This is a genomic window from Streptomyces sp. NPDC088246 (genome assembly GCF_044741025.1).
Classification (GTDB): domain Bacteria; phylum Actinomycetota; class Actinomycetes; order Streptomycetales; family Streptomycetaceae; genus Streptomyces.
The window spans coordinates 59,660-84,639 of sequence record NZ_JBIURV010000011.1; the positions used below are offsets into that span (position 1 = coordinate 59,660).

Sequence of the window (24,980 nt, forward strand, 5' to 3'; positions counted from 1 at the left end):
GACAAAAACCTCTGACCTCTCCACCTTCCTCACCAGCCGCCAAGGACTGTCATGGATGCCATCACCCTGGGCTTCGGTGTGCTCGTAGCCGTCGTCCTGCTCATCGCCGTCGCCCTGCTTCTCGTCATCAGCCGGCTCTTCCGCAAGGTGGAACAGGGCAAGGCCCTGATCATCTCCAAGACCAAGAAGGTCGATGTCACCTTCACCGGGGCCGTCGTCCTGCCGGTGCTGCACAAGGCCGAGTACATGGACATCTCGGTGAAGACCATCGAGATCCGGCGCACCGGGCGCGAGGGCCTGATCTGCCAGGACAACATCCGCGCCGACATCCACATCAATTTCTTCGTACGTGTCAACAAGACCGTCGAGGACGTCATCAAGGTCGCCCAGTCCATCGGTACGGAGCGGGCCAGCGACAAGGTCGCGATCCAGGAATTCTTCGCCGCGAAGTTCGCCGAGGCGCTCAAGACCGTGGGCAAGCAGCTGGACTTCGTCGATCTGTACACCAAGCGCGAGGAGTTCCGGGACCGGATCATCCGGGTCATCGGTACGGACCTGAACGGCTACCACCTCGACGACGCCGCGATCGACTTCCTCGAGCAGACGCCCATGACGCAGCTCGACGGCGCCAACATCCTCGACGCACAGGGCATCCGCAAGATCACCGAGCTGACGGCGATCGAGCACGTACGCACCAACGAGTACCAGCGCACCGAGCAGAAGGAGATCACCCGGCAGAACGTCGACGCCCGCGAGACCATTCTGGAGCTGGAGCGCCGGCAGGCCGAGGCCGAGATCAAGCAGCGCCGCGAGGTCGAGACGCTGCGGGCCCGTGAGGAGGCCGCGACCGCCCGGGTCCAGGAGGAGGAACGGCTCGGCGCCCAGACCGCGTTCATCCGTACCGAGGAGCAGCTCGGCATCCAGCGCGAGAACCAGGCCCGGGAGATCGCCGTCGCGCAGAAGAACCGTGAGCGTGTCATCGCCGTGGAGAACGAGCGCATCGAGAAGGACCGGCTGATCGAGGTCATCGGGCGCGAGCGGCAGACCGAACTCAACCGGATCGCCGCGACGAAGGAGGTCGAGGCCGAGCGCCGCGAGGTCGCCGATGTGATCCGGGAACGGATCGCCGTGGACCGTACGGTCGCCGAGCAGGAGGAGTCCATCAAGACGCTGCGGGCCGTCGAGGAGTCGGAGCGCACCCGGAGGTCGGTCATCATCGCCGCCGAGGCGGAGGCCCAGGAGAAGCTGGTCAAGGACATCAAGGCCGCGGAGGCCGCGGAAGCGGCGGCCACCCACCTGGCCGCCGAGCAGCTGACGCTCGCCGAGGCCCGGCTGAAGACCGCGGACCTGGACGCCCAGGCGAAGCTGCGGCTGGCCGAGGGCATCCAGGCGGAGTCCGCGGCGCCCGGACTCGCCGAGATTCAGGTACGGGAAGCGGAGGCCGACGTCATCGAGAAGGCCGGTCTCGCCGAGGCGGAGGCCACGTCCGCCCGTCTCAAGGCCGAGGCGGAGGGGTCCAGGCTCAAGGCGCTCGCGGCAGCGGAGGGCACGCAGGCCCAGGCGACGGCCGACGCGGCGATGATCGGCGAGAAGCTGAAGGCCGAGGCGGCGGGGCTCACCGAGAAGGCGGCCGCGATGGCGGCGCTGGACGACGCGTCGCGCGGGCACGAGGAGTACCGGCTGCGGCTGGCCGCGGAGAAGGAGATCCGGCTGGCCGGGCTCGATGTGCAGCGGCAGGTCGCCGAGGCGCAGGCGACGGTACTGGCGACGGGTCTGGAGAACGCCGACATCGACATCGTCGGCGGGGAGTCGGTCTTCTTCGACCGGCTCGTCTCGTCCATCTCGATGGGCAAGAGCTTCGACGGGTTCGTCGAGAACTCGGACACGGCGAAGGCGCTTGCGGGGCCGTGGCTGAACGGCACGTCGTCGTTCACGGACGATCTGACGCGGGTGCTGGGGTCGGTGTCGACGGGAGATGTGCAGAACCTGACGGTATCGGCGCTGCTGATGCGGATGATGCGGGCGCCGGGGGCGGGGGTCGCGCCGGGGCAGGTGCAGCAGCTGCTGGCTGCGGCACAGGAGTTGGGTCTTGCGGATGTGCCGGTGTCGGCGGTGGCGGGGGCGTCCGACGTACCCGCATCGCGGAACGGGTCGCCGGTCGCATAGAGCGGACCTCGATCGCCGGACGGGCAGGACCGATCAAGCCCGTCAAGGGGGTCCCCCCCCATGCCCTCAAGGCATGGGGGAGATCGAGGACACGCCCCGGCAGCGGGACGCACCCGCACCACACACCTCGTAGGGAGAGCCGTACGTATGGAAACCGACACCACGACCGCACCGCCCGCCGGCGGCCCCGTGGACGCGGGGACGTACGACGTGCTGCGCCGCAGGCTGACCGCCCGGGCCGCCGATCTCGCGAGCCGCGCCGAGGCGCTCAACGCGCGGCGCACAGCGGAGTTCGGGTCGACCGAGCTCCGGCTCACCGGCACCGAGCAGATCCGTACCGAGCAGCCGTCCGTACCCCGCGACCTGGTGTCCGTCGGCGGCCGGCTGCTGTTCGGGTTCGAACGGGGCCCGGGGGCAGCGGAACAAGCCGAGGTCGGCGACGTACTCGCCCTGTACGGCCCCGAGTTGGAGGAGGCGCTCCACGGCGAAGGCGGTCTGCTCGAAGACGAAGCCTTCGTACGCGAATTCACCGCCCTGCACCGTTACTACCGCGACGCCCGCCTCCTGCGGCTGCGCCGCGTGGACGGCAGGCTGCTCGCCGTCTTCCGTACCGGTGAGAGTGCCGACGGCATCCGCGTGCTGCGCTGGGCGCTCGCCCCGGACGGTTCGCCCGGCGCGTTCCTCGACGCGCGCGGCGACCGCGATCACGTCTTCCCGCCGTCGCACGACTTCACCTGGACCGTCGCGGGCCGCGAGGCCCACGTCCTCGGCCGGCACCCGCACATCGCCGTGGGCAAGGACAGCGACGGCGTCGGCACGGACGCCGTCCTCTTCGTCGACACACTCGGCGGCACCCTCACCGTCAAGACGGTCAACGACACCGACACCCCCGACGGGATCTACGAGGAGCCGGTCACCGAACCCCTCCAGTCACTCGCCGACGCGGATGTCGAGCATGCCGTGATCGGCCCGCTGGTCCTGCTCCGCGTCCGCCCGTACAACGAGGAGTCCTGGCGGTATCTGGTCTTCAACACACTCCTCGGCACGGTCCTGCGCCTGGACCTCATCGGTCCCGCCTGCCACCGGCTCCCGGAGGACCAGGGGATCATCTTCCCCGGCGGCTACTACCTCACCACCGGCACCGCCAAGACCTTCGACATCGCCGAGCCGCTCACCGACCCGGTGTTCGAGGGCGCGGTCCGCTCGCCGAACGGCGAGGACGTCCTGTATGCCTTCCGCTCCCCCGACGACGGCCGCAGCCTGCTCCTGCCCTACAACCTGATCCGGCAGGAGGTCGCCACTCCCCTCCAGGGCCGCGGCCACGCCCTGCTCGACGACGGCACGCTCGTCCTCCTGCGAGGTACCGCCACGGGCGACGAACCGGCCCGGGTCCACCCGCTGCAGCGCTGGCAGACCCCGTACGTCTCCGACACCTACGCCGCCTCCCGGCCCGCCCAGGCCGGTCCGCTCGCCCGGATCGGTAACGCCGATCTGGTGCGTGGCATCTCCGACTGCCTCGCGCTCGCGCACGGCGCCGCCGAGACGACACCGACCGCCGCCGTGTACGCGCAGCTGGTCGCGGACTGTACCCGTGCCACCGACCGTTACCACTGGCTGACCGACTCCGCACTCGGCGAACTGGCCGCCCCGTTGGCGGAGCTTCGGGCCACCGCCCAGCAGGTCCTCGCCGAGTTCGACACGGTGCAGGAGCTGACCCGGCAGGCCGCCGAGGCGCTCACCGAGACGGCCGACCGGCTCACCGCACTCGTCCGCCGCATCCGTGGCGAGGCCCCGCGCTCGGCCGCCGCCTGGGTCACCCAGCTCACCGAACTCCGCCGTGTCCAGGGCCATTTGGCGACACTCGCCGAGATGCGGTACGCCGACACCGAGCGGATCGCCGCGCTGAGCGCCGACACGGCCGCCGACATCGACTCGGCCGACCGGCGCGCCGTCGCGTTCCTCGGCCGGGACGACGCGTTCGCCGGCTACCACGAGGACATCGCGCGCCTGGCCGCCGAGGCGTCCGCGCTCACCACCGTCGTGGACGCCTCGGCGCTCGGCGACCGGCTGACGGAGATGACGGACGGCCTGAGCACCGTCACGGATGTCGTCGCCGGGCTCGACATCGGTGACGCGACGGTCCGTACGTCGATCCTGGAGCGGATCGCGGAGGTCCTCGGCGGGGTGAACCGGGCCCGCGCCACCCTCGACGCGCGCCGTCGCGAGCTCCTGGACCATGAGGGCCGCGCGGAGTTCGCCGCCGAGTTCGCACTGCTCGGGCAGGCCGTCACGGGGGCGCTGGCCGCCGCGGACACCCCGGACGCCTGTGACGAGCAACTGGCCAGGCTGCTGCTCCAGCTGGAGAACCTGGAGTCGCGGTTCGCGGAGTTCGACGACTTCCTCGCCGAGCTGGCCGGGCGGCGGACGGAAGTGTACGAGGCGTTCTCGGCCCGTAAGCAGACGTTGCAGGACGCCCGCGCCCGGCGGGCGGAGCGGCTGGCGGATTCGGCGGCCCGGGTCCTCGACACGGTGTCCCGACGGCTGGCCGCCCTGCCCGACCTGGACGCCGTCCACACCTACTTCGCCTCCGACCCGATGGTCGCCAAGGTCCGCCGCACGGCGGACGAGCTGCGGGAACTCGGCGACCCGGTACGCGCCGAGGAGCTGGACGGGCAGCTGCTGGCCGCCCGCCAGGAGGCCGGGCGGGCCCTGCGCGACCGCAGTGAGCTGTACGCGGACGGGGGCGCGACGATCCGTCTCGGCCGGCACCGGTTCGCCGTGAACACCCAGCCCTTCGACCTGACGCTCGTCCCGCACGGGGACCGGCTCGCGTTCGCCCTCACCGGCACGGACTACCGGGCGCCGGTCACCGACCCGGCCTTCGAGGCGACCCGCCCGTACTGGGACCAGACGCTGCCCTCGGAGTCCCCGCACGTCTGCCGCGCCGAGCATCTGGCCGCCCGGCTCCTGGACGAGCAGGGCGCCGACACCCTCGGCGCCCTGAACACTGCCGAACTGACGCTACTGGTAAGGGAGTCGGCGGCGTCCGCTTACGACGAGGGCTACCAGCGCGGTGTCCACGACGAGGACGCCACCGCCATCCTCACCACCCTGCTGAGGCTGCACGCCGGGGCCGGACTGCTGCGCTGTCCGCCCGCCGTACGAGCGGCGGCGCAGCTGTTCTGGGCGTACGGGACGGACGAGGTCCGGCGCACATCCTGGACCCGGCGGGCCCTCTCGCTGGCCCGTGCCCGTGAGACGTTCGGCCTCGCCCCGGCCATCGCCGGTCTTCAGGAGGAGTGGGCGGACGTCATCCGGGGCGACGACCCCCGGGCCGTCGCCGCGTACCTCTTCGAGGAGCTGACGAGCGGCCCGGCCGGATTCGTCACGAGCGCCACCGCCCGCACGTTCCTGGACAAGTTCCGTCGCACGACGGGATCCTCCGCGTACGACGAGGACCTCGCCGCACTCCACGACGACTTCTGCGCCCGGCGCCAGCTGGTCGAGGGCTGGCTCGCCTCGTACGCCGCCGCGAGCGGTACGGAGATCGACGCGGGCGATCTGGCGGAGGCCGTCGCCGTGGAACTCTGCCCGGAGCCGGTGCTCGCCCGGTACGAGTGCGAGGCGCCGCTCACCGCGACCGTGGACGGCCTGCTCGGCACCCACCCGCGCATCGACCGTGGCCGGCTGACCGTCCGCCTCGATGAACTCCTCGCCCGCACCGACCGGTTCCGCACCACCACCGTCCCCGGGTTCCGCGCCTACCAGCGCCTGCGCACCGAACTCGTGGCCGCCGAGCGGGCCCGGCTGCGGCTGGACGACCACCGGCCGCGCGTCATGTCGGCGTTCGTCCGCAACCGGCTCCTGGACGAGGTGTACCTGCCGTTGATCGGCGACAGCCTCGCCAAGCAGCTCGGCACCGCCGACGCCGACCGGCGCACCGACTCGCAGGGCCTGCTGCTGCTCGTGTCACCGCCCGGCTACGGCAAGACGACGCTCATGGAGTACGTCGCCGACCGGCTCGGCCTGGTCCTCGTCAGGATCAGCGGGCCGAACCTCGGCCACGACGTGACCTCCCTCGACCCGGCGCAGGCACGCACCGCGACCGCCCGCCAGGAGATCGAGAAGATCAACTTCGCTCTGGAGACGGGCAACAACACGCTCCTCTACCTCGACGACATTCAGCACACCTCGCCCGAACTGCTCCAGAAATTCATTCCGCTCTGCGACGCCACCCGCCGAGTCGAGGGCGTACGGGATGGCAAGCCGCGCAGCTACGACCTGCGGGGAAAGCGGTTCGCGGTGTGCATGGCGGGCAATCCGTACACCGAGTCGGGGGCACGGTTCCGTATCCCCGACATGCTCGCCAACCGGGCCGACGTGTGGAATCTCGGCGAGGTGCTGAGCGGCCGCGAGGACGTCTTCGCGCTGAGCTTCGTCGAGAACGCGCTGACCGCCAACCCGGTGCTGGCCCCGCTCGCCGGGCGTTCTGGCGAAGATCTCGCCCTGCTCGTGCGGCTCGCCTCCGGCACGGACCGCGCAATCCGCACGGACCGGCTCGACCACCCGTACACGCCTGCCGAGGTGGACCGGATCGTCGCGGTACTGCGTCATCTGCTGACCGCCCGGGACACGGTCCTGGCCGTGAACGCCGCGTACATCGCCTCGGCCGCGCAGACGGACGCGACGCGCACCGAGCCGCCGTTCCGGCTGCAGGGCTCGTACCGCAACATGAACAAGATCGCCGAGCGGATCGTGCCGGTGATGAACGACGCGGAACTCCTCGCCGTCATCGACGACCACTACGCGGGCGAGGCCCAGACGCTGACCACGGGCGCGGAGTCCAACCTGCTGAAACTCGCCGCGCTGCGCGGCCGCCTCACCACCGAGCAGTCCGCGCGCTGGTCCGCGATCACCGCCTCCTACGTCCGTACCCAGGCGCTCGGCGCCCCGGACGGCGACCCCGTCGCCAGAGCGGTCGCCGCACTGGGGCTGCTCGCGGACCGGATCGCGGCGGTCGAGTCGGCGATCGTCCGGGCCGCGGACCCGCGCCATCTGCTCGCAGGCCCGCGGGCCCGGCACGCGGCGCCGCCTCCGGCCGTTCCGCAGGACGATCACTGACCGGGCGGGTGCGACGGAGAGGAACAAGGCATGCTGGGTCCCGTGTCCACACTTCCCCAGCAGCCCCAACGCTCCCCGTTCAGCGGGCACATGGTCGTCTGCGGTGACGACGCACTGGCCCAGCGGCTCGCCGTGGAGCTGCGCTATGTGTACGGGGAGCGGGTCACCCTCGTTCTGCCGCCGGGGCGCGACGCACGCCGGCCGGAGCTGCCGCTGACCGGGCGGGGCCGGGCGGCGGCGCTGTTCGGCCGGATGTCGCAGGCGATGAACCGCAACGGCGCGAACGGCGGGAACGGTTCCGCAGGTGCTCCCGGGAACGGCGACACCAACGCCGGGGTCGAGGCGGTACGCATCCTGGAGGCGCCCGAGCCGTCCGACGAGGCCCTCGAGGAGGCGGGCGTCGAATCGGCCGCCGCACTGGCCCTGGTCTACGACGACGACGAGCGCAATATCCGCGCCGCGCTGACCGCCCGCCGTCTCAACCCCCGTGTCCGGCTGGTCATCCGGCTCTACAACCGCAAGCTGGGCCAGTATCTGGAGACCCTGCTCGACCAGGCCGCCGCCGTCACCGCACCCGGTCTGGACCCGACCGCGCTGGACGCGTCGACCACCGTCCTCTCCGACGCCGACACCGCCGCGCCCGCCCTCGCGGCGACCGCCGTCACCGGCTCCAGCAAGGTCATCCAGGCGGAGGGCCTGCTGCTGCGCGCCGCCGAACGCACCCCGCCCGAGGACGGCCGGATCGCCGACCCCGGCCTGTGCACCCTCGCGCTGCTCTCCTCCACCACCCATGACCCGGCGGGCACCGAGGGCTCCGACAGCAGCGGCGAGGAGGGCCCTCAACTCCTGCCCGACGAACGGCAGGTGGCCGCCGCGACGGGGCGTGGCACGGTCGTCCTGGAGGCGGTCAGCCAGGCGGGACCGGCCGGTCCGCCGCCCCGGATGGGCGGCAGGGGCGCACCGCTCAGCCAGTTCTTCTCCCGGCGGCTGCGCTGGTCGGCGCTGGGTGTCGGCCTGGCCGTGCTGGGCCTCGCCGTCGCCTCCACGCTCACCACCGGCGACGATCCCTTGCACGCCGCGTATCTGACGCTGCTGGACCTGTTCGCGATGGGTGACCCGGCGATCCGCGACTCCCTGGCCCGTCAGGTGATCCAACTTCTTTCGGGTGTGGCCGGGTTGATGCTGCTGCCGCTGCTCGTGGCGGGTGTGCTGGAGGCCTTCGGGTCGCTCCGTACGGCCTCGTCCCTGCGCAGGCCGCCGCGGGGCCTGTCCGGCCATGTGGTGCTGCTCGGCCTCGGCAAGATCGGTACGCGGGTCCTCGTCCGGCTGCGTGAGCTCGGCATTCCCGTGGTGTGCGTGGAGAACGACCCGGACGCGCGCGGAATCCCCGTGGCCCGGCGGCTGCACGTACCGGTGGTCCTCGGTGATGTCACGCAGGAGGGGGTGCTGGAGGCGGCGAAGATCCAGCGCTCCCGCGCACTTCTCGCCCTGACCAGCATCGACACCACCAATCTGGAGGCCGCGCTGTACGCCCGCTCGGTCAAGCCGGACCTGCGTGTCGCCCTGCGCCTGTTCGACGACGAGTTCGCCACCGCCGTCTACCGCACCCTTCGCACCGCCCACCCGCAGGCCCTGACCCGCTCCCGATCCGTCTCCCACCTGGCCGCTCCGTCCTTCGCGGTAGCCATGATGGGCCGGCAGATCCTGGGCGCGATCCCGGTCGAGCGGAAGGTGATGCTGTTCGCCGCGGTCGAGGTCGCGGGGCACCCGCAGCTGGAGGGCCGCACGGTGGAGCAGGCGTTCCGGGCGGGCGCCTGGCGGGTCCTCGCCCTGGACGCCACCCCGCCGGAGCACCGCCGCCCAAACCTGGCCACACCCACCCCCGCCTCCCCGGACCGTCCGTCGGGCCTGGTCTGGGACCTGCACCCCGGGTACGTACTGCGCCCCGAGGACCGCGTGGTGATCGCGGCGACGCGGCGGGGCCTGGCCGAACTGCTGCGCAGGCGCGGCTCGTTGACATACCGCTGAACCGTCCCGCCGTCAGGCGCCCGCGGAGCGCTCGACGGAGTCCTCGGCGGGGCGTTCGGTCAGCAGCATCACGGCGGTCAGCAGGACGACCGACGCCGCCGAGATGTGCACGCCGAGCGCCGTGGTGAGCGAGCCGCCGTGGGTGAGGACCGCGAACGCGTCACCGAGCGGGAGTATCGCGTCGATGAGCACCACCCAGCCCAGGGTCCGGCGTTGTCCCCGTGCGAGCAGCAGGAAGACCGTGGCCGCGACGGCGAGATCGCGTACGCCCTTGACGACGAAGTAGCCCGCGGCGTTGCCCTGCGGCCAGGGTTCGATCCCGAAGCCGTCGGGCGCGCCCTCGGGGTTCAGCAGGAAGTTGAGTCCGAAGAAGAGCACGGCGGCGCCGGTGATCAGAGCCAGCGCGGTAGCGAAGTGACGCTTCGTCATTTTTCCCCCAACAAGGTGACAGAGCAGGCGAGTTCAGCACTTCCAGTGCACTTTCTAGCATCGCTAGGATTCGACTCGATGCTAGACCCAGTGTCGCTCGAATGTCTAGCAACGCTAGATTCCGATCGCGGCCACACACCATCGCCGCGAGCGCGAACGAGCGGAACGGCACCGGCTGATCGTCACGGCGGCCCGCGAGCTCGCCGAGGCCGAGGGCTGGGGAGCGGTGACCATGCGCCGCCTCGCTGAGCGGAGCCGTCCACGGCCTGCGCAAACGCCCCGGCATGGCGCCACCGCCCTGCGGATCACGGGACTCCCTCTGGAGGGCCGTGATCCGCAGCGGCGCGGACGACACGCCTGGAACATCGCGGCGCTGATCCTGGATGTCGCGGCACGGAGCGCCTGGCAGCGGGCAGTCCGACGACAGGACCCGACTAGAGCACGCCTCCCATGGCCGCCCGCACCTCCGCCATCGTCGCGTCGGCCACGGCGTTCGCCCGCTCGTTCCCCGCCCGCAGCACCGACCGTACGTACCCCATGTCCTGTGCGTACTCCGCCCGCCGGGCCCGGATCGGCGCCATCCTGCCGTTGACGGCGTCGGTCACCGTCCGTTTGAGGGCGGCGGCACCCCCGCCACCGATCTCCTCGGCCACGGCGTGCGGATCGCGGTCCATGCAGAGCGCCGCCAGCAGCACGAGCGAGGACACCCCGGGCCGGGTCTCCGGTTCGTACGTGATGTGCCGCTCGGCATCCGTCTTCGCGCCTTTGATCAGCCGGGCCGTCTCATCCGCGTCGGCACCCAGCGCGATGGAGTTGCCCCGGCTCTTGCTCATCTTGGTGCCGTCGGTACCGAGCACGAGCGGCGCGGCGGAGAGCAGCGCGTCCGGCTCCGGGAAGACCGCCCCGTACCGCTCGTTGAAGCGGCGGGCGACGGTCCGGGTCACTTCGAGGTGCGGCAGCTGGTCCTGCCCGACCGGCACCAGATTGCCCTTGCAGAACAGGATGTCGGCGGCCTGGTGCACGGGATAGGTGAACATCAGCCCGCTGACGGCGGACTGCCGGGAGTGCGCGATCTCGTCCTTGACGGTGGGGTTGCGGTTCAGCTCGGCGACCGAGACGAGACTGAGGAAGGGCAGCATCAGCTGGTTGAGCGCGGGCACGGCGCTGTGGTTGAAGACCGTCGAGCGTGCCGGGTCGATCCCGATGGCCAGGTAGTCCAGCAGCATCCCTTCCATGTGCTCGGAGAGCCGGTCGGCGAGATCCCGGTCGGTGAGCACCTGGTAGTCCGCGATGATCACGAAGACGTCCACACCGAGGTCCTGGAGCCGGACGCGGTTGTGGAGGGTGCCGAAGTAGTGCCCGAGGTGGAGCGACCCGGTGGGCCGGTCCCCGGTCATCACCCGGAACCGGTCGGGGGTCTGCTGAATCAGCCGCTCCAGCTCGGCACTGCGGCGCTGGGTGGGTTCGGCGGTCGCGGTAGCCGTGACGGTGTTCATGGGGCTCTCTCCTCGCGAGTGGTGGTTGCGTGGAGGACGGCCCGCCGGGGCCACCGGCATCCGCACCCGTACGAGGGCAGAGAAGAGGGCCGTCCGTTTCGAACGGCCCTGTTCCGTGCAGATGGAGGTGGCCGCTCCTAGAAGGAGCGCCACCAGTTCCGGCACGGTACGGAGGTCATGGTCCGAGCTTAACGGAACCGACCTCCGCCCACACGACCTTTCCGGGCCCGCGCCGCGCCCCGTAACCCCACCGGTCCGCCAGCGCACCCACCAGCACCAGCCCCCGCCCGCCGCACGCACCGGGCTCCGGCTCGCGCACCTCCGGCGGCATGTCCGAGGCATCGTGCACCTCGATCCGCACCCCGTCGCCCAGCGGCCGGAACCGGGTCTCGATCTCCCGCCCCGGCGAAACCTGGGCGTGCTGCCCGGCGTTGGTCAGCAACTCGGACAGCACGAGCACCGCGGGCTCCTCCCACTCCGAGAGCCCCCAGCCCGCAAGCGCGGTACGCAGTTCTGCCCTGGCCAGCGAAACACAACGCGGATGCCGGCTCCAACGCAGCACGACGGCACGATCCGCCGCCCCGCTCACCGGCCCACCACAACGGACTCTGATCGCTCTTCTGGATCTCTACGCGGCGAACGAGGCGCAGCGTGCCGATCTCCTGGCGGTCCAGAACTGTTCCACGACCAGGGCTGGCTACGTCCGTACCACTCGGAGTTGCCCGAGGAGTACACCGCCTACATCGGCTTCGAGAGCGAAGCCCGCACCATCCGCAACTACGAGTCCCTCTTTATCCCAGGACTTGCCCAGACGGAGTCCTACGCCCGTGCGGTGGTCAGAGGCGTGTTGCCGACCGCCAGCAGGAAGGAGGTGGAACAGCGCGCCCAAGCCCGCGTGGAGCGGCAGGCATTGCTCACCAAGAAAGACCCGCTTCAGCTCTGGGCCATCGTGGACGAAGCCGCGGTGCGACGCCTCGTGGGCGGACGCGAAGTGATGCGAACACAGGCCAGGCACCTGCTCCAGCTGACGGAAGAGCCCAACGTCACCATCCAGGTGATCCCGTTCGAAAGAGGCGCTCACGCGGGCATGACGGGCAACTTCGTCCACATGGATTTCCCGGATCCCGCAGACCCGGAACTGGTCTACGTGGACACACCCGCCGGAGATCTCTTCCTGGAGTCCGAAGCGGAAATGCGACGTTACAAGTCGATGTTCGAGCATCTTCAGGCCGTGGCACTGGGACCGGACGAGAGTGCTGATCTGCTGATTAGAGTTGCAGAAGCGAGAGACTGAGAGCAGGTGTTGAGAGTGCAGCACGAACGCAAGCAGCTCACGTGGCGGAAAAGTAGCCACAGCAGCGGCAACGGACAGTGTCTTGAGGTGGGCGATGGCGTGCCGGACGTCATGCCTGTACGAGACAGCAAGAACGCTCAGGGGCCCCTGCTCGTCTTCGGCAACCGCGCCTGGTCGGCGTTCCTGGCCGAAGTGAAGGCAGGCACCCTCGCCACCGGCGCCTGACGCTCAACGCATGGGCGGAACACGGGCGTACGTGAAGGCAGGGTGTGCCGGTCAGGAGTTGGACCAGTCGCGCGTGCAGAGGACGAGCCGGTAGCCGTCCGGGTCCTCGACGGTGACGCCCCATTCGTTCCAGTACGGGTTCGGCGACCGCACACACCTGCCTCCGTGATCCCGCAGCCGGTCCACCAGTTCTTGTGGCACGGGCTCGTCGAGATAGAGGACGAGCAGGTCCTCGTCAGTGGGACGGGGTTCGACGGGGTGGCCACCGCCGTGGACGAGTTCGAGGTGCCAGGACGCGTCCGGATGCCCCACCATGAGCAGATCGTGCGTCCCGGGTTCCCGGCCCGCCTCGGCGCGGAACAGGACCGTCAGCCCGAGTCCCCCCACCCAGAACCGCTCGGCCGCGGCAAGGTCACGGGACGGCCGGGCAAGACGAACATGGCTCTGGCCGGTGATCGGCACAAGGCGCTCCTCTCCGACAACGGCACGCCCGTCTGCGCACCGGGTCCGCAGCGTAGGCCGCCGGCCCCCTCTCCCACATCGGCACAGCTTCCTGGTTCCCGCGGCCGATCTCCTGCGGCCGAAGACCTACGCCCCCTCCGGGGCACCGAGGCGGCCGCTTCCGAACAGGCCAGGAGCACGAGCCTCGCGGGTACGCCGCCGCGTGGGCGGCGCCCCCGTGGTGGCCGCCCAGGACCGCGGCGGCCCGGAAGCGCTCGGACACTCGGCCTCGGCCCGGATGTCCTCGACCCGGGCCAGGGCCGGCGGCAGAGCGGCGGCCCACCGCGATCGACCTGTTCCAGGATCTGAAGGTCGAGTGAGTCCAGTCGGGGCATCCCATACAGCATGACGCAAGAATCCTGCAGCCAGCCTGGTGGTGCTGCGGTGTGTGTCAGGCGACAGACACCCACCGGCCGAGCGGTACATCGACGGGCGTGGCCGATCTGTCCCGGAGCTGCTGGTCACCAGCGGTACAACGGCCACAGGAACCACACATGCTTTCTTCACGTCTAGAACGGCATCCAAGGCCAAAGCGGTGCCGACTCCGCCGGCTTCGATGTTGCCGTCCCCGTCCAGGACCGCTACCGCACCCACTCCCAGCCCCGGTCTCTCGAAGGAAGAACAGAAGGTCGTCTCGCTGTGCGGTCAGCAGTCAGCAGTAGGCAAGCCGTGAGAGGCCCTGTCACACGATGAGCAGTCCTACGAACACGTCGACGCACCGCACGTCGACGATCGGCGCGCCCAGCCGGCGCAACACCGAGCTCGCGCTGCTGGTGTTCGCCGTCGTCATCCCGGTGTTCGCCTACGCCAACGTGGGCCTGGCCATCAACAACCGGGTGCCGTCCGGCCTGTTGAGCCACGGCCTGGGCCTGGGCCTGCTGGCCGGGGTCGCCCATCTCGTCGTACGGAAGTCCGCGCCGTACGCGGACCCGCTGCTGCTGCCGCTGGCCACGCTGCTGAACGGACTCGGCCTGGTCCTCATCTGGCGGCTGGACCAGTCCGAGCTGCTGCAGTCGATCAAGCAGGCGGGAACAGCCACGCCACGGCAGCTGATGTACACGGCGATGGGCATCGCGCTGTTCATCCTGGTGCTGTTGTTCCTCAAGGACCACCGTGTCCTGCAGCGCTACACCTACATCTCCATGGTGGGTGCGCTGTTTCTGCTGCTGCTTCCGCTGGTCCCGGGCCTTGGCGCCGACATATACGGCGCCAAGATCTGGATCCACGTCGGCAGCTTCAGTATTCAGCCCGGTGAGTTCGCGAAGATCGTGCTCGCGGTCTTCTTCTCCGGCTATCTGATGGTCAAGCGTGACGCGCTGGCCCTGGCCAGCCGCCGCTTTATGGGCCTGTACCTGCCGCGCGGCCGTGACCTCGGCCCGATCCTGGTCGTCTGGTTCCTCTCGATCCTGATCCTGGTCTTCGAGACCGACCTCGGCACGTCGCTGCTGTTCTTCGGAATGTTCGTCATCATGCTGTACGCCGCCACCGAGCGGACCAGCTGGATGGTCTTCGGTCTGCTGATGTCCGCGGTCGGCGCCGTCGGCGTCGCTTCCTTCGAGCCGCACGTCCAGCAACGTGTCCAGGCCTGGCTCGACCCCATGCGCGAATACATGCTCAGCCGTCAGGACGTGGCCGGTCACTCCGAGCAGTCGATGCAGGCGCTGTGGGCGTTCGGCTCCGGCGGCACCCTCGGCACCGGCCTCGGCCAGGGCCGCTCCGACCTCATCCGGTTCGCCTCCAACTCCGACTTCATCCTCGCCACCTTCGGCGAGGAACTGGGCTTGGCGGGCGTCATGGCGATCCTGCTGATCTACGGCCTGATCGTGGAGCGCGGCATACGTACCGCCCTCGCGGCCCGCGACCCGTTCGGCAAGCTGCTCGCCATCGGCCTGTCGGGCGCGTTCGCGCTGCAGGTCTTCGTCGTCGCCGGCGGTGTGATGGGCCTGATCCCGCTGACCGGCATGACGATGCCGTTTCTGGCGTACGGCGGTTCCTCCGTCATCGCCAACTGGGCCCTCGTCGGCATCCTGATCCGCATCAGCGACACCGCACGCCGCCCCGCGCCCGCCCCCGACCTCGACCCCGAGATGACGCAGGTGGTGCGCCCGTGAACAAGCCCCTGCGCCGGATCGCGGTGGCTGCGCCGTGACGCCGGTTCGCGCGATGGCGCTGAATGGTGCCGCTACGTGGCGTACGGGTTACTGATGGTGTGGTGTCGCCGGGCGGTGGCCAGCACCCGCTCCGGGAACCGCGGCCCTGCAATGTAATGGCGGCCCTTCGTCCGGCCCACGGCTGTAAGCAGCTGGGCCTTGGTCAGTGCCTGGAGATCGCGGGTCGCCTGCTGGGTGTTGATCGCTTCGGCCTTCTCGTAGCGGGAGCGGCGCACCCGTCCGGCCATCGCCACCTCGTGCAGAGCCGTGACCTGGCGCTCAGCGACCCCGTAGGTACCGGCCTCTTCCATCAGCTGCATCCAGCAGTCGTTGGACCGGTCGACGCGCCGCTGCACACGCTGGGTCTGCTGGTGGTAGGCGAGGAGATTGAACTTGATCCAGGGCGACGTGTCCCGGTGCGGCGACCAGACCGGTCCGCCGACCTCGCGCAGCACCTTGTAGTAGTCCCAGGTGTTGCCCGGCATCCCCAGCCATTCCTCGATCGAGGAGAACTCGGGAGCGAGAACGCCGCCCCGTGCGATCAGAAGCGTCTGAAGTGAGCGGGACATGCGGCCGTTGCCGTCGGACCAGGGATGGATCTTCACCAGGTTCAGATGGGCCATCGCTGCGCGGATCAGGACATGACTGTCGAGGTCGCCCTCGTTGAGCCAGTCCACCAGTTCGCCCATAAGAGCGGGGACCAGTTCGCGGTCGGGACCTTCGTAGTCGGTTGCGAGTTCGTCGCCGGGGGCGGTGATTCGGATGGCGGTCCTGCGCCACTGGCCGGCGACTTTCCGGGGGTGGTGATGGCCCTGCAGCATCCAGTGAACGCTGTTGAGGAGTTCTTTGCTGTACCGGAAGTCGGCCACGTCATGCAGTGATTGGATATACGTCATGGCCTGTTGGTAGGCCAGCGTCTCCGCCTTGTTCTCGTCGCTGGCCTCGACCTCGCGCTCACCGTCCATCAGGTCGGCGACATCCACAGCATCGACGCTGTAGCCCTCGATCGTGTTCGACGCCGCGATGGCGCTGGCCGTCAGAGCCTTGCGCAGATCGAGTGTCCACTTCATCGGGGCTTGCTGCACGGCGTGCCGCAGCTGTTCACGCAGGTCATCGACCTGCGTCAGGACCTGAAGGTCGATCGCGTCCAGGCGGGGGATCTCGTACAGCATGATTCAATGATACCAAGCTCCTATCATTCATCACTCTCTCGCACCCCGTCGGCAGACTTGTCAGGCGTTGGCCCACGTGCGACGGCAGAGGACGAGCCGGCACCCGTCCGGGTCCTCGACGGTGACGCCCCACTCGTTCCAGTACGGATTCGGCGACAGGACGTGCTTGCCCCCGTGCGCCGGCAGCCGCTCCACCATCTCCTCGGGCACGGGCTCGTCGAGATAAAGGACAAGCAGGTCCTCGTCGGTGGGCCGCGGTTCGACGGGGTGGTCACCGCCCTGCACGAGCTCCAGGTGCCAGGACGCGTCCGGCAACCCCACCATGAGCAGATCGTGTGCACCGGGTTCTCGGCCCGCCTCAGCACGGAACAGCACGCTCAGCCCGAGCCCGCGCACCCAGAACCGCTCGGCGGCGGCGAGGTCCCGGGACGGCCGGGCAAGACGGACATGGCTCTGGCCGGTGAACGGCACGGTGGCGCTCCCTCCTGGCAGCGGCACGCCCGTCTGCGCACCCGAGGCCCGCAGCGTAGGCATGCGGCTGCTTCGCCCGCATCGGCACACGGCCCTGGTCCCGGCGACGAACTACTACGGCCGAAGGCCTACGCCACTCCGCGCACCCCGGGCGCAGCCGCTACCCGGCCCCCGCCCGCCCCTTCGCCCCCGCCCCGCTCATTATTTCTTGGCGTGGTCCCCCACATAGAAGAGGATCCAGATGAAGCCCGCGAAGAGGTGCGTGGCGAAGACGTAGACGAAGACGCGCAGCGCTACGCCGCGCTCCTTCCAGCGCTCGCTCTCGCTGCCCTCGCTCACGGTCCCGCCTCCGTCCGACAAAGGCGCGCCGGGGCCTCCGCAACCCCTCCAGGGTACGCACGGCCCCAGCCCCTCCCCGGCGGAATAGGTCAGGGAGGCGCCCCGTTGTAAGGTGTGTTCACATAGTTCAATGTTCAACAACCTGGAGGCGGGCGCCATGGAGTTCGGGATCTTCACCGTCGGAGACGTCACCACCGACCCGACGACCGGCAGGACACCGAGCGAGCACGAGCGGATCAAGGCCACCATCGCCATCGCCCAGAAGGCCGAGGAGGTCGGGCTGGACGTCTTCGCGACCGGTGAGCACCACAACCCGCCGTTCGTCCCGTCCTCGCCGACGACCACGCTCGGCTACATCGCCGCCCGCACCGACCACATCATCCTGTCCACGTCCACGACGCTGATCACCACCAACGACCCGGTGAAGATCGCCGAGGACTACGCGACGCTCCAGCACCTCGCGGACGGCCGCGTCGACCTGATGATGGGCCGCGGCAACACCGGACCGGTCTACCCCTGGTTCGGCAAGGACATCCGCCAGGGCATCCCGCTCGCCATCGAGAACTACGCCCTGCTGCACAAGCTGTGGCGCGAGGACGTCGTCGACTGGGAGGGCAAGTTCCGTACGCCGCTGCAGTCCTTCACCGCGACCCCGCGCCCGCTGGACGGCGTCCCGCCGTTCGTCTGGCACGGGTCCATCCGCTCCCCGGAGATCGCGGAACAGGCCGCTTACTACGGGGACGGCTTCTTCCACAACAACATCTTCTGGCCCATCGAGCACACCAAGAAGATGGTGAACCTCTACCGGCAGCGGTACGCGCACTACGGACACGGCACCGCCGAGCAGGCCATCGTCGGCCTCGGCGGCCAGGTGTTCATGCGGAAGAACTCGCAGGACGCGGTACGGGAGTTCCGCCCGTACTTCGACAACGCACCGGTCTACGGGCACGGCCCTTCCCTGGAGGACTTCTCCCAGCAGACCCCGCTGACCGTCGGCTCCCCGCAGGAGGTCATCGAGCGGACCCTGTCCTTCCGGGACGCCGTCGGCGACTACCAGCGCCAGCTGTTCCTGATGGACCACGCGGGGCTGCCGCTGAAGACGGTCCTGGAGCAGCTCGACATCCTCGGCGAGGAGGTCGTCCCGGTGCTGCGCAAGGAGTTCGCCAGCCTGCGGCCTGCCGGAGTCCCGGACTCCGCCCCCGTCCATCCGGCCGTCGCCGCCCGCACGGCCACGAAGGAGGCCTGACCACCGTGTCCACCGTGTCCACCGTGTTCGCCACCGAGCCGCTGAGGATCGTCGCCGTGTCGGCCGGGCTCAGCAGCCCCTCGTCGACCCGGCTGCTGGCCGAGCGGCTGGCCGGCGCCGCCCGCGAGCGCCTGATGGCCGAGCAGGACCGCACGGTCGAGGTCCGGGTGATCGACCTGCGCGACCTGGCCGTCGACATCGCCAACCACCTGGTCACCGGGTTCCCGCCCAGCACTCTGGACGAGGCGATCAAGGAGGTGACGGAGGCGGACGGACTGATCGCCGTCTCGCCCGTCTTCACCGCCTCGTACAGCGGACTGTTCAAGTCGTTCTTCGACCTGATCGACAACACGGCGCTGACCGGCAAGCCCGTCGTCATCGCGGCGACGGGCGGCACCGCCCGCCACTCCCTCGTCCTGGAACACGCGATGCGTCCGCTCTTCGCCTACCTGCGGGCCTCCGTCGTACCGACCTCCGTGTACGCGGCATCGGAGGACTGGGGCTCGTCCGGCGACGAGTACACCGACGGCCTGCCGTCCCGCATCCGGCGTGCGGGCGGTGAGCTCGCGACCATGATCGCGGGTGGCCGGGCGGCCTCCGGGGCGCCGAGGACGCTCGGGCTCGACGACGAAGTCGTGCCGTTCGAGCAGCAACTCGCCGATCTCCGGCTGGACTGAGGGGACCCGCTGCTCGAAGTCCTGTCCGGTTTGATTAGAGTTGATCCGAAAGATGCGTCGTGCGGGGTTTTCTCGCACGACGCCTCTGCGCACTGAGCCGAACCGAGCTGGAGGCAGAGATGGGCAGGATCGTGGTGGGCGTTGACGGCTCCGAGTCGTCGATCAAGGCACTGCACTGGGCCGTACGCCAGGCGGAACTGACCGGTGACACGGTGGAGGCCGTCAACAGCTGGGAGTACCCCGCGACCAGCTGGGCGTCCATGATGCCGGGCATGCCGGAGGACTTCGACCCGCAGGCGGTGGCGACCGTGTCCCTCACCGAGGCACTGGAGGAGGCCCTGGGCGCCGAGGGCGCGGCCGCGGTCAGCAAGGTCGTGGTGATCGGCAACCCGGCCCAGTCCCTGCTGGAACGTGCCAAGGGCGCGAACCTGCTGGTCGTCGGGGCTCGTGGCTACAGCGGCTTCAAGGCGACCCTGCTCGGCTCGGTCAGCCTGCATGTCACCCAGCACGCACCGTGCCCGGTGACGGTCGTGCGCGACTGAAGACCGCAACCGCGTGGCAGATGAGGACGGGCCCGCGCCCTGTGCGGGCCCGTCCTCATGTCGGTGCGGCCCGCCCGGCGCGGGACACCGTCATGTCACAGCGCCACGACGTCCGCGACGACGCAGGACACGTTGTCCGGGCCGCCCGCCACACCGGCCAGGGCGACCAGTTCCGGTCGCGGACAGCCGGCACAGCCGGGCGAACGCCCCGATCCTCACCAGCGAGGCACTCTCCTCGCGCTCCACCCCGTACCTCCTCGCGCCCCCGTACCTGCTCATGCCGAAGGGGAAGCCCCGGCACCGATGATGCTGGGGCTTCCCCCACGGAGAAGGTCAAGGATGCGACGGGAGACGCGCTCACGTCTTCTCTCGCGTGTAGAAGATGTAGAAGGTGGTGATGAACATCCCGAGGCCGACCGCAAGTCCCAGCGCCGAGGACCGCAGCACGCTCGAATCGGTCAGCCCGACCAGCAGGCCGATCGCCGCGGATGTCAGCGCGCCGTACGCCACAGCCCGCACCAGGGGAATCATGGTGTGCTGGATCCGGCCCAGCGCGAAGCAGAGAACGGCGAGCACCACCGCGCAGATCAGGCCGTACCAGAACTGCCGGCCGCCGCTCGCGCCGTTGTTGCGGAGGATGAACGAGGCGTAGAGGCCGTACGCCGCGCCCAGCGTGACGGGTATGGCCCAGGCGCGCGCGCTGTGCCGACGTTCACGTGACCCGGCCCCGGCCCGTCCACGGGTCGGCATCGCTGCATGAGTGGCCATGGCGGAGAACTCCTTCCGTCGCCCCTTTTCCCTCCAGAGCACACCCGGCCGCGCCGCCCGGCAACTCGGATGGCGCAGGGCCCGGGGCGCGCCGCTCCCGTACGGGATTCCCTGGAGAGGTGCGGACGTATCTCTCGGCGGCTCGGGCGGTGGTGGTGCTGGTGCTGCTCGCCGTGCTCGTCCCGCTGAGCGCACTCTGCGCCTGGGTGGATCTGGAGATCGACAACACGGACCGTTACGTCTCCGCGCTGGCCCCGCTCGCCTCCGACCCCGAGGTGCGGAGCACTGTCGGCGACCTCATCACCGACGCGACGATGACGCAGATCGACGCCGGGCCGCTCCAGAGCACCGTGCGGGACTTCCTGCACGAGGCGGTGATGTCCTTCACCACCACCGACGCCTTTCAGACCGTGTGGAACGCCGCCAACCGCACCGCCCACAAGGCCGTCACCGCCGCGCTGAACGGCAACACCGGCGAGGCCGTGACCATCGATCTGGCGCCCCTGACCGGGCAGGTCAAACAGAACCTGGAAGCGAACGGGGTGCCGTTCGCCGACCGGATCCCGGTCCAGCACACCGACATCACGATCGTCTCCGCCGACCGCGCCGACCAGCTGCGCCAGACCTTCCGGTGGCTGCGGGCCGGCAGTATGTGGCCCGCCGTGGGCACGGTCGTGTTCGCCGTCGTGACCGTGCTCGTGGCCTGGGTGCGCGGCGGACCGGGGCGCGGGCGCTCCGCGCCCGCCGCGCTCTCGGCCGTGGCGGTGGCCGGGTTCGGTTTCGCGCTGGGGGCACTCGTGCTGCGCGCGTTGATCGCGGTCGCCCGCGACCGGGTGCTGTCCGAGGTGCCGGACGGCGAGACGGGCAGTGTGGCGGCGGTGTACGACGCGCTGACCAGCTCGCTGCGCACGACGGTGTGGATCGTGTTCGCGACGGGGCTGGCGGTGGCGCTGTGCGCGGTGCTCGGACGGCTGTGGGCGGCGCGCAAGGTGCACGCCGGCGGGTAGCGTCCGTGGCGGACCTGGTTCGACGTGCGGCGGCGGGCGGGCCGGGGAAGAGTGGTTCTCGTGACTGCCGGATCGGGGACGACTGAGAGGTCTTCCACATGCGAGCCATAGCCGTCAGCGCATTCCGGGCCGACCCCGCACTGGTCGAGATACCCAAACCCGAGCCGGAAGCCGGTGAGGTACGGGTCAGGATCAAGTACGCCGCACTCAACCCGTGCGACTGGCAGGCCGCACAGGGCTCCCTGGACGACGGACTCGCCCCGCATGTGTTCCCGCTGGTCGTCGGCGTGGACTTCGCCGGCCGGGTGGACATGATCGGCAGCGGCGGGAACCGTTTCCGGGTCGGCGACCAGGTTTTCGGCCGGGTGTCCGGGCCTGCGTCCGGAGCCGGCACGTACTGCGACTACGTGTCCGTACCGCAGGACTCCGCCATCACCCTCGTCCCGGACGGCCTCCCCCTCCGGACCGCGGCGGCGCTGCCGTCCGCCGGGATGACGGCCGCCGAGATCCTGGAGATCGCCGTACTCCGCGGCCACGAGAGCCTGCTGGTCATCGGGGCGGCGGGCGGCGTCGGCAGCTATCTGACCCAGCTCGCGTCGGCCCGCGACGTACGCGTGCTCGCGGCCGTGCGCGGCGACGAACGCAAGCGGATGGCGGCCCTGGGCGCCACCGTCACGATCGACACCACGGACCGCCCCCTCGATGCGGCGGTACGGGAGACCTGCCCGGACGGCGTCGACGCACTCGTCGACCTGGTCTCCACCACCCCGGACGCCTTCGCCGCCCGTGCCGCGCTGGTACGTGGCGGCGGGATCGCCCTCACCACGCGGGGCGTCGCCGCCGGAGCCGCCCTCCCCGCGGACGTGACCGGCATCGACTTCCGGCTCGAACCCACCCCGGTCCTGCTCGACGTCCTGGCCGAGGGAGCCGCCGAGGGCGTACTGCGCGTGCCCATCGACATCGAACTCCCGCTGGAGAAGGCCCCGCAGGCCCTCGACCGGAACCGGACGGGCGGCGCACGCGGCAAGACGGTCATCGTGCTCTGATCCCACGCCCCGCGCGCGAGACCCGAAGGAGGCGTCATGGACGACCAGGAACGCGACATCATCGACGACATCGGCGGACTCGTCTCCGAGGAACGGGACCTGCGCAACCGCTCCACCGAGGACATGGGCCTCACCGAGGACGAGAGGTCGCGCCTGCGTACGGTGGAGGTCCGGCTCGACCAGTACTGGGACCTGTTGCGCCGGCGCCGCGCCCTCAGTGAGTTCGGCGAGGACCCGTCCCGGGCGAAGGTCCGGCCGGCCGACGAGGTCGAGGGCTACTGGGGCTGAACGCACGACACAGGGGCGGCTGCTCGCGCAGCTCAATGTCGTCGTCCCGCTCGTCGAGGCGGCGCCCGCGGCACATGTCCGGCGGTGCCCGCTCCCGGACGAGATCCCGGCGCCGGTACGTGAACCGGCCGCCGCCGTCGAGGCGAGCCGCACCGGCGGCGCCGAGCCCGGTCTGCCCGCCCCGGACTCACCCGCCACCCGGGCGGTGGACAGCGCGCAGCGGCACGCGGCGGCCGTCACGTCACCCCATGGGCCCGGCCCCCCGCAACCGCTCCATCTCCCGCCGGTCCCGCTTCGTCGGCCGCCCCGCACCCCGGTCCCGTACCGGAACCTGGATCGCCGCCTCGCGCGGCGGCGGAGGCGGGCTGTTGTCGATGAAGCACTCCACCGCCACCGGAGGGCCGACCCTCTTCTTCACGATCTTCGACACGACGACGATCCGGTCCCGGCCCGCGTGCCGGAGCCGTACCTCGTCGCCGACGTGCAACGCCTGGGCGGGCTTGGCGCGCTCGCCGGCGACCTTCACATGTCCCGCGCGGCAGGCGGCGGCGGCCTGCGAACGGGTCTTCGTCAGCCGGACCGACCAGATCCAGACGTCGACCCGAACGCTTCCCTCCGCCTGCGGCGCCTCACCGGAAACCATGCAACCGACTCTAGTGCGGCAGGCGCGTCGGGTCAGGTCATGCGGATCAGGTCATGCGGGCCATGCGGATCAGCCGGAGTCGCTGATTGCCTCCGCCCTGTTGTAGCTGTACACCTCACGCTCACACGCCCCGCACTTGCTCGGCGCATGCTCGCTCAGCGACCGGAGCTGCGGCGGGAACCCGTCACCGAGCCCGTGCGCGAGGTAGAGGTCCTCGGGCCCGAACGCCGGCTCCAGGGTCTTCGCGTTGCCGACGAGTCGGCTGGTTCCGTCGACCGTCCCCGGCGTGGCCTGAAGCAGCCGGCCGGGCGGCCGAGGCGGTTCCCGCTCCGGTTCCGGCGAAGTCGTCCTGCTCACCCTCGGGTTCGTCGTCGAAACCGTCGTCCGGCATGCCCTCGTGGCCCGGTGCGGGATCGTTTTCCCATGTGAGGGCCCTTCTTGATAACGCATGCGGATAGAACAGACAACGGGCTCCTGACTATGTGTCAGACACGTCGGCCGCTCACACCAACAAGGCGACTCGGGACCAGATAGGCACATTTGAACGACGCACATCAGGCCCGCACGACATGCGCACAGGACTCGGTCAGGGATCGGTTGCGGCTCAGTTGCCCCACGGGCGGGCCGCACCGCCGAACGGCCGGATCTGGCCGCTAACCTTACGTATCCGCCCTGGCCAGGGATGAATCCCGCAGGTCGGACATTTATCGCACCCAACTCACGCGAAAGGCCTCGCCCATGGGCATTCGGAGCTTGCTGCGCAAGGTGTTCGGCCGCGACCGCGCGGAGCAGGACGCGTCGGCGCCGGCGCCGACGGCCACGGTCCCGCCCCAGACCGAACGCACCGCACTCGCGGAGTCGGAGCCGGTCACGGTAACGGTGGACGAGTCGGCTGCGGAGACCGCCTCGGTGCGCGAAACCGCCTCGGTCACCAAGGCCTCGGTACCCGCCCCCACCTCTCACCGGTCCGCCACCGCCGACAGCGGTCTGGCATCGGACCTGGTGGCGGCGGCCTTCGACAAGGCGTCCATCGCCACGGTCCCGGCACAGGGCTCGGCCCCGAAGCCGAAACCGAAGCCGGCGGAGCCGGAGTCGGAAGCCGAGGCCGCGGAGCCGGTGGCCGCGAAGCCCGACGAGGTCGAGGCCGAGCCGGTGGCTGCGGAGCCGGAGCCGGAGGCTGCACCCACTGCCGAGGCCGAGGCGGAGGCCGCACCCATCGTCACCGAGACCGAGCCGGAGGCCACGCCCGCCGCCAAGCTGGATCCCGTTGAGGTCGACGCCCCCGCCGAGCCGGTGGTCGCACCCACCGCCGAGACCGAGCCGGAACCGGTCACCGCCGAGGCCGATCCGGAGCCGGTCACTGCGCCCGCC

22 protein-coding genes and 2 pseudogenes are annotated in these 24,980 nt (G+C 70.3%); 14 read left to right on the plus strand and 10 right to left on the minus strand.

Going from position 1 to position 24,980, the window contains the following annotated elements:
- Window positions 1-51: 51 nt before the first annotated feature.
- The 3 genes from ACIPEK_RS17215 (at window position 52) to ACIPEK_RS17225 (ending at window position 9,315) form a co-directional block, all read left to right on the plus strand.
- Window positions 52-2,166 carry a flotillin family protein gene (locus tag ACIPEK_RS17215; RefSeq protein ID WP_401996562.1) on the plus strand — a complete coding sequence of 705 codons (2,115 nt, stop codon included), beginning with the start codon at window positions 52-54 and terminating at the stop codon, window positions 2,164-2,166.
- A gap of 147 nt (window positions 2,167-2,313) precedes the next feature.
- Window positions 2,314-7,287 (plus strand): DNA repair ATPase, encoded by a 4,974-nt coding sequence (locus ACIPEK_RS17220; protein ID WP_401996565.1) that lies wholly within the window; start codon window positions 2,314-2,316, stop codon window positions 7,285-7,287.
- A gap of 30 nt (window positions 7,288-7,317) precedes the next feature.
- Window positions 7,318-9,315, plus strand: a complete 1,998-nt coding sequence (locus ACIPEK_RS17225; protein WP_401996568.1) for an NAD-binding protein — start codon at window positions 7,318-7,320, stop codon at window positions 9,313-9,315.
- A 12-nt stretch (window positions 9,316-9,327) separates the two neighbouring features.
- On the opposite strand, the gene ACIPEK_RS17230 is transcribed toward ACIPEK_RS17225, so the two are convergent.
- The gene (locus ACIPEK_RS17230) at window positions 9,328-9,744 is read right to left on the minus strand and encodes a DUF4267 domain-containing protein (protein WP_401996571.1); all 417 of its coding nucleotides are present in this window, start codon (window positions 9,742-9,744) and stop codon (window positions 9,328-9,330) included.
- Between the two features lie 124 nt (window positions 9,745-9,868).
- On the opposite strand from ACIPEK_RS17230, the pseudogene ACIPEK_RS17235 reads away from it, so the two are divergent.
- Window positions 9,869-9,997: pseudogene (locus ACIPEK_RS17235) on the plus strand (TetR family transcriptional regulator); the annotation flags it as partial.
- A gap of 181 nt (window positions 9,998-10,178) precedes the next feature.
- Here ACIPEK_RS17235 and trpS read toward each other — a convergent pair.
- Together trpS and ACIPEK_RS17245 are read right to left on the minus strand one after the other, a co-directional pair.
- Window positions 10,179-11,240: a tryptophan--tRNA ligase gene (gene trpS, locus ACIPEK_RS17240; RefSeq protein ID WP_401996574.1), complete on the minus strand. Its 1,062-nt coding sequence runs from the start codon at window positions 11,238-11,240 to the stop codon at window positions 10,179-10,181.
- Window positions 11,241-11,415: 175 nt separating this feature from the next.
- Window positions 11,416-11,802 carry an ATP-binding protein gene (locus ACIPEK_RS17245; protein WP_401996577.1) on the minus strand — a complete coding sequence of 129 codons (387 nt, stop codon included), beginning with the start codon at window positions 11,800-11,802 and terminating at the stop codon, window positions 11,416-11,418.
- A 156-nt stretch (window positions 11,803-11,958) separates the two neighbouring features.
- Between ACIPEK_RS17245 and ACIPEK_RS17250 the strand changes: the two genes are divergently transcribed.
- Window positions 11,959-12,534, plus strand: coding sequence for a DUF5753 domain-containing protein (locus ACIPEK_RS17250; protein ID WP_401996580.1), 576 nt, complete (start codon window positions 11,959-11,961; stop codon window positions 12,532-12,534).
- Between the two features lie 15 nt (window positions 12,535-12,549).
- A complete protein-coding gene (locus ACIPEK_RS17255; RefSeq protein ID WP_401996583.1) occupies window positions 12,550-12,759 on the plus strand; it encodes a DUF397 domain-containing protein in 210 nt (69 codons plus the stop codon).
- A 51-nt stretch (window positions 12,760-12,810) separates the two neighbouring features.
- Here ACIPEK_RS17255 and ACIPEK_RS17260 read toward each other — a convergent pair whose 3' ends face one another.
- Window positions 12,811-13,221 (minus strand): VOC family protein, encoded by a 411-nt coding sequence (locus ACIPEK_RS17260; protein ID WP_383069894.1) that lies wholly within the window; start codon window positions 13,219-13,221, stop codon window positions 12,811-12,813.
- A 728-nt stretch (window positions 13,222-13,949) separates the two neighbouring features.
- Here ACIPEK_RS17260 and ACIPEK_RS17265 point away from each other — a divergent pair.
- Window positions 13,950-15,371, plus strand: coding sequence for an FtsW/RodA/SpoVE family cell cycle protein (locus ACIPEK_RS17265; protein ID WP_401996587.1), 1,422 nt, complete (start codon window positions 13,950-13,952; stop codon window positions 15,369-15,371).
- Window positions 15,372-15,442: 71 nt separating this feature from the next.
- Here ACIPEK_RS17265 and ACIPEK_RS17270 read toward each other — a convergent pair whose 3' ends face one another.
- The 3 genes from ACIPEK_RS17270 to ACIPEK_RS17280 form a co-directional block, all read right to left on the minus strand.
- Entirely contained in the window at window positions 15,443-16,582 is a 1,140-nt protein-coding gene (locus ACIPEK_RS17270) for a Fic family protein (RefSeq protein ID WP_401996590.1), read from the minus strand.
- A 60-nt stretch (window positions 16,583-16,642) separates the two neighbouring features.
- Window positions 16,643-17,053 (minus strand): VOC family protein, encoded by a 411-nt coding sequence (locus ACIPEK_RS17275; RefSeq protein WP_401996888.1) that lies wholly within the window; start codon window positions 17,051-17,053, stop codon window positions 16,643-16,645.
- Window positions 17,054-17,254: 201 nt separating this feature from the next.
- Window positions 17,255-17,392, minus strand: a complete 138-nt coding sequence (locus ACIPEK_RS17280; RefSeq protein ID WP_401996593.1) for a DUF6126 family protein — start codon at window positions 17,390-17,392, stop codon at window positions 17,255-17,257.
- Between the two features lie 157 nt (window positions 17,393-17,549).
- Here ACIPEK_RS17280 and ACIPEK_RS17285 point away from each other — a divergent pair, with 157 nt between their 5' ends.
- The 3 genes from ACIPEK_RS17285 to ACIPEK_RS17295 all read left to right on the plus strand — a co-directional run bounded on the left by ACIPEK_RS17285 (window position 17,550) and on the right by ACIPEK_RS17295 (window position 19,857).
- Window positions 17,550-18,638 carry an LLM class flavin-dependent oxidoreductase gene (locus tag ACIPEK_RS17285; protein WP_401996890.1) on the plus strand — a complete coding sequence of 363 codons (1,089 nt, stop codon included), beginning with the start codon at window positions 17,550-17,552 and terminating at the stop codon, window positions 18,636-18,638.
- Window positions 18,639-18,661: 23 nt separating this feature from the next.
- Window positions 18,662-19,315: an FMN reductase gene (locus ACIPEK_RS17290; RefSeq protein ID WP_401996892.1), complete on the plus strand. Its 654-nt coding sequence runs from the start codon at window positions 18,662-18,664 to the stop codon at window positions 19,313-19,315.
- A 119-nt stretch (window positions 19,316-19,434) separates the two neighbouring features.
- Window positions 19,435-19,857 (plus strand): universal stress protein, encoded by a 423-nt coding sequence (locus ACIPEK_RS17295; RefSeq protein ID WP_327274239.1) that lies wholly within the window; start codon window positions 19,435-19,437, stop codon window positions 19,855-19,857.
- 357 nt (window positions 19,858-20,214) lie between these two features.
- Here the strand turns inward: ACIPEK_RS17295 and ACIPEK_RS17300 are convergent, their stop codons facing one another.
- A complete protein-coding gene (locus ACIPEK_RS17300) occupies window positions 20,215-20,625 on the minus strand; it encodes a hypothetical protein (protein ID WP_383069888.1) in 411 nt (136 codons plus the stop codon).
- 119 nt (window positions 20,626-20,744) lie between these two features.
- Here ACIPEK_RS17300 and ACIPEK_RS17305 point away from each other — a divergent pair, with 119 nt between their 5' ends.
- The 3 genes from ACIPEK_RS17305 (at window position 20,745) to ACIPEK_RS17315 (ending at window position 22,966) form a co-directional block, all read left to right on the plus strand.
- Entirely contained in the window at window positions 20,745-21,632 is an 888-nt protein-coding gene (locus ACIPEK_RS17305; protein WP_401996597.1) for a hypothetical protein, read from the plus strand.
- Window positions 21,633-21,730: 98 nt separating this feature from the next.
- Window positions 21,731-22,678 (plus strand): NADP-dependent oxidoreductase, encoded by a 948-nt coding sequence (locus ACIPEK_RS17310; RefSeq protein ID WP_401996600.1) that lies wholly within the window; start codon window positions 21,731-21,733, stop codon window positions 22,676-22,678.
- 36 nt (window positions 22,679-22,714) lie between these two features.
- Window positions 22,715-22,966 carry a DUF2630 family protein gene (locus ACIPEK_RS17315; RefSeq protein WP_401996602.1) on the plus strand — a complete coding sequence of 84 codons (252 nt, stop codon included), beginning with the start codon at window positions 22,715-22,717 and terminating at the stop codon, window positions 22,964-22,966.
- Window positions 22,967-23,207: 241 nt separating this feature from the next.
- On the opposite strand, the gene ACIPEK_RS17320 is transcribed toward ACIPEK_RS17315, so the two are convergent.
- Window positions 23,208-23,609, minus strand: a complete 402-nt coding sequence (locus tag ACIPEK_RS17320) for an RNA-binding S4 domain-containing protein (protein ID WP_401996605.1) — start codon at window positions 23,607-23,609, stop codon at window positions 23,208-23,210.
- 69 nt (window positions 23,610-23,678) lie between these two features.
- Window positions 23,679-23,966: a hypothetical protein gene (locus tag ACIPEK_RS17325; protein WP_401996608.1), complete on the minus strand. Its 288-nt coding sequence runs from the start codon at window positions 23,964-23,966 to the stop codon at window positions 23,679-23,681.
- Between the two features lie 381 nt (window positions 23,967-24,347).
- Here ACIPEK_RS17325 and ACIPEK_RS17330 point away from each other — a divergent pair.
- Window positions 24,348-24,980, plus strand: a pseudogene (locus ACIPEK_RS17330) (hypothetical protein); the annotation flags it as partial.